Origin of the sequence: Xanthomonas sp. NCPPB 1068, assembly GCF_041479385.2 — a bacterium.
GTDB classification, from domain to species: Bacteria; Pseudomonadota; Gammaproteobacteria; order Xanthomonadales; family Xanthomonadaceae; genus Xanthomonas; species Xanthomonas cannabis.
In genome coordinates this window covers 3,136,976-3,148,319 of record NZ_CM192986.1, presented here as the reverse complement: position 1 = coordinate 3,148,319, position 11,344 = coordinate 3,136,976, and the positions used below count along the sequence as shown (strand labels likewise).

General features: G+C 66.4%; 6 protein-coding genes. All 6 read right to left on the bottom strand.

Annotated features, from left to right (window positions below):
* Window positions 1-2 precede the first annotated feature (2 nt).
* The 6 genes from ACCQ12_RS13340 to mfd all read right to left on the bottom strand — a co-directional run bounded on the left by ACCQ12_RS13340 (window position 3) and on the right by mfd (window position 10,370).
* Window positions 3-1,286: an EAL domain-containing response regulator gene (locus ACCQ12_RS13340; RefSeq protein ID WP_372381943.1), complete on the bottom strand. Its 1,284-nt coding sequence runs from the start codon at window positions 1,284-1,286 to the stop codon at window positions 3-5.
* 25 nt (window positions 1,287-1,311) lie between these two features.
* On the bottom strand, window positions 1,312-1,824 hold the full coding sequence (locus ACCQ12_RS13335) for a chemotaxis protein CheW (protein WP_104581733.1): 513 nt from the start codon (window positions 1,822-1,824) through the stop codon (window positions 1,312-1,314).
* Window positions 1,825-1,834: 10 nt separating this feature from the next.
* The gene (locus ACCQ12_RS13330; RefSeq protein WP_372381942.1) at window positions 1,835-3,988 is read right to left on the bottom strand and encodes a methyl-accepting chemotaxis protein; all 2,154 of its coding nucleotides are present in this window, start codon (window positions 3,986-3,988) and stop codon (window positions 1,835-1,837) included.
* Between the two features lie 66 nt (window positions 3,989-4,054).
* Window positions 4,055-6,064, bottom strand: coding sequence for a chemotaxis protein CheA (locus tag ACCQ12_RS13325; protein ID WP_372381941.1), 2,010 nt, complete (start codon window positions 6,062-6,064; stop codon window positions 4,055-4,057).
* A 16-nt stretch (window positions 6,065-6,080) separates the two neighbouring features.
* Window positions 6,081-6,410: an STAS domain-containing protein gene (locus ACCQ12_RS13320; RefSeq protein ID WP_039414978.1), complete on the bottom strand. Its 330-nt coding sequence runs from the start codon at window positions 6,408-6,410 to the stop codon at window positions 6,081-6,083.
* Between the two features lie 492 nt (window positions 6,411-6,902).
* Window positions 6,903-10,370: a transcription-repair coupling factor gene (gene mfd, locus ACCQ12_RS13315; protein WP_372381940.1), complete on the bottom strand. Its 3,468-nt coding sequence runs from the start codon at window positions 10,368-10,370 to the stop codon at window positions 6,903-6,905.
* Between the last annotated feature and the right edge of the window lie 974 nt (window positions 10,371-11,344).

Below are 11,344 nucleotides of genomic sequence, written 5' to 3'. Positions count from 1 at the left end.
GCTCAGGCCACGTCCGCATCGCTGGGCACGCTGCTGTCGCTCAGGCGCGCAATGCGCACGGCGTGCTCGCGCCACCAGTCCGACAACATCGGGCCGGGCATCGGCGAGCCCATCAGATAGCCCTGCGCCAGATCGCACCCCAGCTCGCGCAGCAGCCGCCAGTCGTCCGGGGTTTCCACCCCTTCGGCTACGGCGGTCAGCTCCAGACGATGCGCCAACTCCAGCGTGGATTCGAGCACGGTGCGCTGGCTGCGGCTGCGATGTGCGGCCTGCACGAAGCTGCGGTCCAGCTTGAGTTCGGTGAACGGGATGCTGGCCAGACGCTGCAGCGAGGAGAAACCGGTGCCGTAGTCGTCGATGGACAGGCCGAACCCATGCAAGCGCAAACGCGCCAGCATGCTCAAGGCATTGGCCGGCTCCACGATGGCGCTTTCGGTCAGCTCCAGCACCAGATCGACCGGACCCAGGCCGTTGTCGCTCAGCTTGCCGCACAGCTGCTCGAGAAAATCCTCTTCGCCCAGCAAGCGGGGCGACAGGTTCAATGCCAGGCTCAGCTCGAAGCCTTCGGCGCGCCAGTCCACCAGCTGCGCGATGGCCTTGTCGATGACCTGCTGGGTCAGCGCATGGATCAGCCCTTCGCGTTCGGCCAGCGGGATGAAGCGGTCCGGGCCGATCATGTCGCCCTGCGGCCGGCGCCAGCGTGCCAGCGCTTCCACACCGCGCAGGCGGCCATCCTTCAGGTCGAGCTTGGGTTGGTAGGCCACGCGGATTTCGCCGCGCCGCATCGCGCGGTCCAGCCGCGAGGCGGCCGCGCCGCCGCTGGACATCAACGGCGAGATCGCCGCCGCCGATGCGACGGGCGCCGTGGTACCGCTGCCCGGCTCGCAATCCAGCACGGTGGCCAGGTCCTGCAGGTTCATCGGTTTTTCGATCCCGCCCAGCACGCGCACGCCGGCACTGCGGCTGAGCTGCATCACCGCATCGATCAGCGCGCCGCCGCGTTGCGACACCACCACGACCGGCACGCCGTACTGGCCGCGGGCCAGCGCGTCGAGCAGTTGCACGCCGTCCATGCCGGGCATTTCCAGATCGATCAGCAGCAGCGACGGCGCCGTGGCGTGGCTCAGCCAGTCCAGCGCCGCGTGACCGTCGCCGGCGCCATCGACCTGCGTGGCGCCAAGCTGGCGGCATAACGCCATGGCGTGTTCGCGCTGGACCACGCTGTCGTCGACCACCAGTACCGGGCCGGCCAGCGTGCAGTTGCAGGAGAGGAGGGCAGGGCGCATGGGAATCCTTGCGTGCATGCGAAAGTCAGGCCGCCAGCGCGGCGGCAGGAAGCTGGGCGAGCGCATCGTTGCCCAGCACGGCATCGGCATCGAGCAGGATCACGAAGCGCTCGCCGATCTTGCCCATGGCCTGGATGAAGTCGCGCGCGATGCCGGCGCCGAAACTCGGTGTGTCGACGATATCGCCCGCGGCGATCTCCAGCACTTCGCTCACCGCATCCACCAGCAGCCCGAGCACCTGCTGCGTGTCGGCGTGCGCGATCTCCACGATCACGATGCAACTGCGCTTGGTGATTGCGCTGGCGCTGCGTCCGAAGCGCTGCTGCAGGTCCACCACCGGCACCACCGCGCCGCGCAGGTTGATCACGCCACGTAGTGCCGGCGGCATCATCGGCACATCGGTGGGCGCGCGGTATTCGATGATCTCCTTGATGCCGAGAATCCCCAGGCCGAACATCTCCCCACCCAGCGTAAAGGTGAGGTATTGCTGCGGGGCCGTCGGCGACGGTGTGCTGCTGTTGGCAGTGTGCGTGTGCATCGTCGGCTCCTCAGAAGCTGGCGAACTGCGATTCGTCGATGGCATCGGCAGTGGCCGCCGCCATGCCGATCTGGCGTACGTTGGTGCGGCGTGCCGGTGCGCTGACCACCGGCGCGTGGCCGGCCTGCACCACACGTCGCGGCCCGCTCTTGCTGGCCGGCACGGCGCCACGTCCGCCGTTGCCCAGCCGGAAGAAGCCCATCAGTTGCTGCAGCTGTTCGGCCTGCGCGCTCATTTCTTCGGACGTGGCGGCCAGTTCTTCGGCATTGGCCGCGGCCGACTGGGTGGTCTGGTTCAACTGGCCGACTGCGGTGTTGATCTGGCTGACGCCGGCGGTCTGCTCTTCGGAAGCGGCGGCGATTTCCTGCACCAGGTCGGAGGTGCGGCGGATCGAAGGCACCATCTCGCCCAGCACGCGGCCGGCGCTTTCGGCCAGTTCCACGCTGGAGCCGGCCACTTCGCCGATTTCCTGCGCAGCGATCTGGCTACGCTCGGCCAGCTTGCGTACTTCGGCGGCCACCACGGCAAAGCCCTTGCCGTGTTCGCCGGCACGCGCCGCTTCGATGGCGGCGTTGAGCGCCAGCAGGTTGGTCTGGTACGCGATGTCGTCGATGATGCCGATCTTCCTGGCGATGTCCTTCATCGCCACCACGGTGGCGCGCACGGTGTCGCCACCGTCGGCCGCTTCGCTGGCGGCCTTGGCGGCCATGCTGTCGGTGACGCGGGCGTTTTCGGTGTTCTGCGCGATGGAGGCGGTCATCTGCTCCAGCGAGGCGCTGGTTTCTTCCACGCCGGCGGCCTGTTCGCTGGCGGCCTGCGCCAGTGCCTGCGCGGTGGCGCTGACTTCTTCCGACGCACTGGCCAGGTTCTCGGCGTTGCGATTGACCTCGTCCACGATCTCGGTCAGGCGGGTCATGGTGGTGTTGACGTAGCGCTGCATGTCGGCGAACGCGCCTTCGTAGCGGCCTTCCACGGTGTGGGTGAGGTCGCCTTCGGCCATCGCGCCCATCACCTGGATCACTTCGGAGATGCTGCGCAGGTTGCCGCGCGCCCGCTCCACGGTGTCGTTGATGAAGGCCTTCTTGCCGGGCAGCTGCGCCAGCGGGGCATCGAAGTTGCCGCGGCCGAATTCGGCCACCACGCCCATCGCCAGCTTCTTCACCGCGATATGCGCACCCACCATCTGGTTGATGCCCAGCGCCATGCTGCGGAAGTCACCGTCGAAGCGTGCGCTGTCGATGACCACATCGATATCGCCTGCCTCGTGTTCGGCCGACATGTGGTTGATCTCGCCGATCAGACCGGTGAGGTTGCCGCGCACCTGTTCGATGGTGTCGTTGATGAAGCGCTTCTTGCCCGGCAGCAACGGCAGCTGCGCGGTGAAGTTGCCGCGGCCGAACTCGCCGACGCAGGCGATGGCCTGTTTCTTGACCGCGATGTGGCCGGCGACCATGGCGTTGATGCCCTCGGCCATGCGGCGGAAATCGCCGGTGAAGCGCTGCGTGTCGATGACCACGTCGATGTCGCCGGCATCGTGCTCGGCGGACATGTGGTTGACCTCGGCGACCATGCCGATGAGGTTGCCCCGGATCTGGTCCACGACGTCATTGATGAAGGCCTTCTGGCCCGGCAGGCGCTCCAGCTCGGCGGCGAAGTTGCCGCGGCCGAACTCGGCCACGCATGCCATGGCCTGCTTGTTCACGGCGATATGGCTGGCCACCATGCGGTTGATGCCATCGCCCAGGGTGCGAAAATCGCCGTCGAAGCGCGCCACGTCGATGCGCGCCTCGATCTGCCCGGCATCGTGCTCGCGCCAGACGCGGTTGATCTCCTCGTTGACATGACGGATGCCGCTCTGCACCTTGCGCAGGCCGCGCAGCACGTCGCCGGCCTGCTCGTCGCGCGTCTGCGGCAGGGCGACATCGAAGTTGCCGCGCGAGAACGCGTCCAGCGTGGTGGTGGCCAGCTCCAGCGAGTCGCTGGCCAGACGGATTGCCCACACCAGCAAGGCGCCGCTGATCAGTGCGGCCACGATGCTGGCGCCGAGCAGGGCCGCATGCGAGAGCGTCAGCGCAAAGCCGGCGACGATCACGAGGACGGGCAGGGCCACCGCAAGCGCGGCGGTGAACCAGAGTTGGGTGGCGATCGGAAGACGGTGTGACATGGCGAGTGTCCTGGGGTCAGGTAACGACAAACGACGCGGTTCGTGCGGGAGCGATGCTGCGAGCGCTCAGGCCGCCAACGCGTCCTGGTTTGGGTGCAACTGCTGAATCAGGCTGGGCACATCCAGAATCAGCGCAACATCGCCGCTGCCCAGAATGCTCGAGCCACTGATGCCTTTGACCTGCGCGAAGACCTTGGACAGCGGCTTGATCACCGTCTGCCATTCGCCCAGCAAGGTGTCCACGACCAGGCCGAAACGCTGCGCGCCCTGGCGGATCACCACGATGCTTTCGCGCGCGGGCGTCTTGCCGCCCAGCGCGAACAGCTCGCGCAGACGCACATACGGCAACACGCTGCCGCGCAGGTCGATGTAGTCGCTGGCGTAGTCGGGCGTGAATTCCACGCATTCCTCCACCACGTCCAGCGGCACCACGAACACGGATTTGCCCACGCCCACCTGGAAGCCGTTGATGATGGCCAGGGTCAGCGGCAGGCGCACCGAAATGGTGGTGCCCACGCCGGCTGCGCTGTCGATATCGACCGTGCCACGCAATGCGGTGATGTTGCGCTTGACCACGTCCATGCCGACACCGCGGCCGGACAGGTTGGTGACCTTTTCGGCAGTGGAAAAGCCCGGCTCGAAGATCATCGCGAACACCTCGCGGTCACTGAGCTGGCGGCCGGGTTCGACCAGCCCGCGTTCGAGCGCCTTGGCCAGGATGCGGTCGCGGTTCAAACCGCCGCCGTCGTCGGTGATCTGGATGACGATGCTGCCGGAGTCGTGGTACGCATTGAGCCCGACGGTGCCGCGTGCGGGCTTGCCGCGCGCCACGCGCACGTCCGCCGGCTCGATGCCGTGGTCCATCGCGTTGCGCACCAGATGGGTGAGCGGGTCGCCGATCTTTTCCACCACCGACTTGTCCAGTTCGGTGTCTTCGCCGGCAACGACCAGTGCGATGTCCTTGCCCAGTTCGCGCGCCACGTCATGTACCACGCGCTGGAAGCGGCTGAAGGTGCCGCCGATCTTGACCATGCGCAGCTGCAGCGCGCTTTCGCGCACGTCTTCCACCAGGCCGGCAAGGATCGAGGCCGATTCCAGCAATTGCGCATCGCCGCTGCGTTGCGCATTGGCATTGGTGCTGGCCACGGCGATGATGAGTTCGCCCACCAGGTCGATCATGCGATCGAGCTTGTCGGCATCCACGCGGATGGAGCGTGCGTCGGCGTTGCGCGCACCGGCATCGGGCGCAGCCCGCGCAGGCGCTGCGGCAGCGGACGGCACGGCGGCCAGCGCGTTGCTCGGCGTGGCAACGGCCAGCGGCTCGGCCGCGAGCAGGGCTGCCGCATCGGCGGGCGCCGGCACCGCGACGATGTCCAGATCGCAATCGTCGCGAACGAATTCGAACACTTCTTCGATCGCGGCGCGGTCGGCATCGCTGCGCAGCAGGATCTGGAAACCCAGGTAGTTGGCTTCCGGATCGAGCTCTTCAAAGCTCGGCAGCTTGCTGTGATCGGTGCTGATCGCTTCCACCGAACCCAGGCTGCGCAGATTGCGGATCAGCTTGAGCGGCGAGTTGCCGAAGCGCAGCGCGTCGGCAAACAGGGTGAGCGTGATGCGCCAGTACCCGCTCTGCTTTTCCGGCGTGCTGTGCTGGATGGCAGCGGTGGTGACGCCACAGGCGCTGGCATGCAGATAGGTCTGCAATTGCGCCAGCAGGGGTTCGGCTTCGGCGGCGAGGGCGGCAGGATCGGCATGGCCGGGGTCGGCCGCGGTTTCCACCAGCGCGTGGATGTGGTCACAGCACACCAGCAGCAGGCCGATCAGCTCCGAGCTCAAGGTCAGCGTTTCGTCGCGCACCAGGTCCAGCACGCTTTCCACCACATGGGTGAAGCCCACCAGCTGCGGCAGGTCGAACAGGCCGCCGGAACCCTTGATGGTGTGCGCGGCGCGGAAGATCGCATTGACCGCATCCGGCGACGATTCGCCACGCTCGGCTTCGAGCAGGTGGCGTTCCATGTCTTCGAGCAGGTCCCGGCTTTCGGCCAGGAAGGTCTGCATCAGCTGGTTCATGTCCATGTGCGTCACCAGTCCGTTAGTGAATGCGTTCGCCGAGGCCTGCAACCGCATGCGGGTACAGCGCTTCGAGCAGGCCAAGCAGTTCGATCACATCCACCACCGCGCGGCTGGAATCGGTCAGCGAAAACGGCCGCCCGTCGGCCTGGATGGCCTGCTTGGTGGCCAGCAGCAACTGCAAGCCGGTGGTGTCGATCTCGCTGACCGCGCCCAGGTCCAGATGCAAGCCACCCGGATGCGCCAGTGCCGGCTGCAGCAGCGGCTTGAGTTCGGCGGCGCGACGGATGGTCATCTCGCCTTCCAGGGCAAGCGTCAACGGCGCGGGGAGATCGGAAAGCGGGCTGTTCATGAGTGCCTCGGGCGATGCCGCACGGGGAGTGCGCTGACGCGGGATGGATCGCAATGGCATGGGGTGGCGTGGCGCTGTTCTGCACGCGGGGTCATGCCGGTCCATGCTGGTATCGGCGCCTGACAGGAATATTTAGGCCAAATTCAGCGCAATGACGGTTTTGCGAAATGCGTCACTGCGCGGGCATTAACAGCTCAGCTTCGTCGCAAGCAGGCTCAGGAAGGCACTGTCCCGGGCTGTCCTGGGGACAGGCGAAGCGCTGAATCGAATGTTCGCTGGCGGTGCGGATGCTGCCCTGCATGGGCGGGGCATGTGCGATCTGCTGTTTGGCGACACCGGGCTGCGGCCGTTGGCGCTGTCCACTCCGGCTGGATCGAACGGGCAGGGCGTGGCGCACAGACGCAACGAGCAGGTGATCGCTCACCTGCTCGCAGGGACTATTGCGCTGGCGGCCCTGTCCAGGGTCGGATGATCGCCAGGCCGTGCCGCGCTTCAGCCCGGTGCCAACGCCGCCAGCAGGCCGCGTGCAGCATTGAAGCGGTCGGCGCCCTCGGGCATCGGCAGTTTGATGCGCAGCTTGTCCGGGCCGTCCATGGTGTAGATCTTGGGCTGCTTCTGGATCATCTGGATGATGGTCATCGGGTCGATCGACGGCTTGGCCTCGAACACCAGGCGTCCGCCGTTCTCGCCCAGATCCAGCTTGCGCACGCCCAAGGCATTGGCCTGCAGCTTGAGCTCGGCAATGGCGAACAGGTGCTTGACCGGGTCCGGCAACAGGCCGAAACGGTCGATCATTTCCACCTGCAGCTCGCGCAGCGCGTCGGGATCGCGTGCACTGGAAATGCGCTTGTACAGGGTCAGCCGGGTGTGCACGTCCGGCAGGTAATCCTCCGGAATCAACGCCGCCACATGCAGTTCGACCTCCGCGCCACGCACTTCCTCGCCGGCATCCAGATCGGGCAACTTGCCCTGGCGGATGCTGCGCACGGCGCGTTCCAGCAGCTCGGTGTACAGGCTGAAGCCGACCTCGGCCATCTGCCCGCTCTGGTCTTCGCCCAGCAACTCGCCGGCACCGCGGATTTCCAGATCGTGCGTGGCCAGGGTGAAGCCGGCGCCAAGCTCGTCCATGGATGCAATCGCCTCCAGGCGCTTTTCTGCATCGGAGGTCATCGAGCGCCGATCGGGCACCACCAGGTACGCATAGGCACGGTGGTGCGAGCGGCCGACGCGGCCACGCAGCTGATGCAACTGGGCCAGGCCAAACCGATCGGCGCGGTTGATGATGATGGTATTGGCATTGGGGATGTCGATCCCCGACTCGATGATCGTGGTCGACAGCAGCACGTTGAAGCGTTGCTTCTGGAAATCCAGCATCACCCGTTCCAGCTCGCGCTCGGGCATCTGCCCGTGTGCGATGCCGATGCGCGCTTCGGGCACCAGTTCGGACAGGTCGCGCTGCATGCGCACGATGCTTTCCACATCGTTGTGCAGGAAGTACAGCTGCCCACCACGGCTGAGTTCGCGCTGGAAGGCTTCGCGCAGCAGCGCGTTGTCCCAGGCAGTGATGAAGGTCTGCACCGCCAGCCGGTTCGGCGGCGGGGTGGCGATGATGGACAGATCGCGCAGGCCGGCCATGGCCATATTGAGCGTGCGCGGGATAGGTGTTGCGGTCAGCGTGAGCAGATGCACGTTGGCGCGCATCGCCTTGAGTGCCTCTTTTTGCCGCACGCCGAAGCGCTGTTCCTCGTCGACCACGACCAGGCCGAGATCCTTGAACTTCACGTCCGGCTGCAACAGCCGATGCGTGCCGATGATGACGTCGATCTCGCCGCTGGTCACCTTCTCCAGTTCGGCCTTGATTTCCTTGGTGCTCTTGAAGCGCGAGAGCACTTCCACCTTCATCGGGTAATCGGCGAAACGGTCGCGGAAATTGCGGTAATGCTGTTCGGCCAGCAGCGTGGTGGGCACCAGCACGGCCACCTGTTTGCCGGCGCTGGCGGCCGCAAACGCAGCGCGCACCGCGACCTCGGTCTTGCCGAAGCCGACATCGCCGCAGACCACGCGGTCCATCGGCTGGCTGCTACCTAGATCGCGCAGCGTGGCATCGATGGCGGCCAACTGGTCGCCGGTTTCCTCGAACGGAAAGCCGGCCGCGAACGGTTCGTACATCGCCCGGTCCACCTGCAAGGCCAGACCCGCACGCGCGCGGCGGCGCGCCTGGATCTCCAGCAATTCGGCGGCCACGTCGCGCACCTTCTCAGCCGCCTTGCGCTTGGCCTTGGTCCATTGCTCGCCACCCAGCGAATGCAGCGGCGCGGTCTCGGCCGAAGCACCCGAGTAGCGGCTGATCAGGTGCAGCTGCGCCACCGGCACATACAGCCGGTCGCCTTTGGCGTATTCGATTTCCAGGAACTCGCCGGGCATGCCGCCGGCATCGAGCACGATCAGGCCGCGGTAACGGCCCACGCCGTGATCCTCGTGCACGATCGGCGCGCCTTCGGACAGCTCGCCCAGATCGCGGATGATCGCTTCCGGCTCGCGTCCCACCCGACGCGTGCGGCGCGGCTGATTGGCCCGCTCGGGAAACAGCTGGCGCTCTGTGAGCACCGCAATCTGCGGGGCATCCAGCGCAAATCCGTCGTCCAGTGCGGCCACGGTGATGCCGAAGCGCAGCGTGGTCGCAGCCAGGAATGCGGGCACACCGGCCACCACCTCGGGCTTCAACTGCGCGGCGGCCAGCACTTCCATCAAGGCTTCGCGGCGGCCGGCCGAGTCGGCGGCCACCAGCACCCGGCCGGGGTAATGACTCAGGAACGTCGCCAGCGCCTGGCCAGCGGGCGCGTCCTTCGCGGCCACCGGCAAGGGCGGCAGCGGCTGGTCGCCGAGCGGGGCGGCCTCATCGATGCGCGCATGATCGCTGGCCCACACTTCGATGCGCGCCAGCTTGTTGAGCCGCTCGCGCAGCGCATCCGGGGATTGGTACAACTCGTCCGGCGGCAGCAGCGGGCGTTCCACATCGTGGCGACGCTGTTCGTAGCGGTTTTGTGCCTGGGTCCAGAACGCATCGGCCGCATTGGAGACACCGCTGGCGATCAACGGCAGGGCGCGCTTGTCCAGGTACTCGAACAAGGTAGCGGTCTTGGCGAAGAACATCGGCAGGTAATACTCGATGCCCGATGGCGCGATGCCGGACTTGAGGTCCTGATACAGCGCACTGCGCCGGGTATCCACATCGAAGCGTTCGCGCAGGCAGGCCAGCACGCGTTCGATGCTGGCATCGTCCATCGGCACTTCGCGGCCGGGGAGCATCTTGACCGCGTCCACCTTGTCCAGCGAGCGCTGCGATTCCGGGTCGAAGGCGCGGATCGAGTCGATATCCTCATCCAGCAACTCCACGCGCAACGGCGTGTCTGCGCCCATCGGGAACACGTCGAGCAAGCCGCCGCGCACCGCAAAATCGCCCGGGTCCATCACCTGCGGCACGTTGCGGTAGCCGGCGCTTTCCAGGCGGCGTTTTTCCGCATCCAGGTCCAGGCGCTGGCCCACGGTGAGATCGAAGCTGCCGCCAACGATGTAGCTCAGCGGCGCCAGCTGCTGCATCAGGGTCTGCACCGGCACGATCACCACGCCCTTGGTCAGGCCGGGCAGGCGATGCAAGGCCGCCAGGCGCTGGCTGATGATTTCCGGGTGCGGGCTGAACTGGTCGTACGGCAGGGTTTCCCAATCGGGAAACGGCACCACCGGCAGCGCGGACTGTTCGCCCAGCAGGGCGAGCAGGTCGGCTTCGATCTGGTGCGCGCTCTGGTTGTCGCGGGCGATCACCAGCAACGGGCCGGCATGTGCTTCGGCGGCACGCGCGATCGACCAGGCCAGCGCCGTCGCAGACGAGGGTGCGCGCCAGTAGGCGCGGAGCTGGCCGGACTTGGGCAGCGGCGGAGAAGGGAAGGTAGGCGACGGCATCAGCTCACAATTTTATCAGAGCCCCCGCCACGGCCGGTCCATCTGGCGTGAAAGGTGGTTTTGACGGTGTGTGCAGGATGGCGTTGCGGGGGGGACAGGCCTCGCTAGCGGTTGCGAGGTCTTGCATCTGTGTTGTTGGCGGCGCTCTGTGGGGCCTGGAAAGTCCAAAGCCGCGCTGGTCGAGTGCGCGGTGCCCTCACCGCTTGCGGGACACGCCGTTAACCCATCCATGGGGGCTCGGTGGCGGCATCCATGCCGCCAACGGTCCCGCAATCGGTAAGGACACCGCACCAGACAGTTGGCTGGTGGCTTACCAGTAGGAACAAAACACCGCACCAGAGCGTTGATCGTTGCGCTGTTGAAAGCTCTGCGAAACGACCAACTCGACTGGTCCTTGCCCGCCCACCGTCGCGGGACCTTGAGCGGCATGGATGCCGCGCCAGAGCCTCCATGGACGGATTCACGGCGTGTCCCGCGATGGTGGGCGGGCAAGGGCCCTGCAGCAAACGCGCAGCCTCGGTCGAGTGCGCGGTGCCCTCACCGCTCGCGGGACACGCCGTTAACCCGTCCATGGGGGCTCGGTGGCGGCATCCATGCCGCCAACGGTCCCTCAATCGGCAAGGACACCGCGCCAGACAGTTGGCTGATGGCCTACTGAAGCGATTCACTGCAGGAGTTGGGCAACGGCTGCGGATCGCCGGCTTATGACATTCGAAAGCGCTGCGACAGGACATCGAATGTGCTGGCAAGTGATCCAGTTAATGACGAGCGCAATTTACTGCTTGCGCCATGCGCACCGACCATCGTGACTGGTCCTTGCCCGCTCACTGTCGCGGGACCTTGAGCGGCATGGATGCTGCGCCAGAGCCTCCAGGGACGCATTCACGGCGTGTCCTGCGATGGTGGACGGGCAAGGGCCCTGCAGCAAACCAACAGCCGAGCCGCTTCGACGAATCCCGAATCCCGAATCCCGA

Coding starts and splice junctions, on each gene's coding strand:
- ACCQ12_RS13340 (WP_372381943.1), bottom strand. CDS start 1,286: ATGCGCCCTGCCCTCCTCTCCTGCAACTGCACGCTGGCCGGCCCGGTA.
- ACCQ12_RS13335 (WP_104581733.1), bottom strand. CDS start 1,824: ATGCACACGCACACTGCCAACAGCAGCACACCGTCGCCGACGGCCCCG.
- ACCQ12_RS13320 (WP_039414978.1), bottom strand. CDS start 6,410: ATGAACAGCCCGCTTTCCGATCTCCCCGCGCCGTTGACGCTTGCCCTG.
- ACCQ12_RS13330 (WP_372381942.1), bottom strand. CDS start 3,988: ATGTCACACCGTCTTCCGATCGCCACCCAACTCTGGTTCACCGCCGCG.
- mfd (WP_372381940.1), bottom strand. CDS start 10,370: ATGCCGTCGCCTACCTTCCCTTCTCCGCCGCTGCCCAAGTCCGGCCAG.
- ACCQ12_RS13325 (WP_372381941.1), bottom strand. CDS start 6,064: ATGGACATGAACCAGCTGATGCAGACCTTCCTGGCCGAAAGCCGGGAC.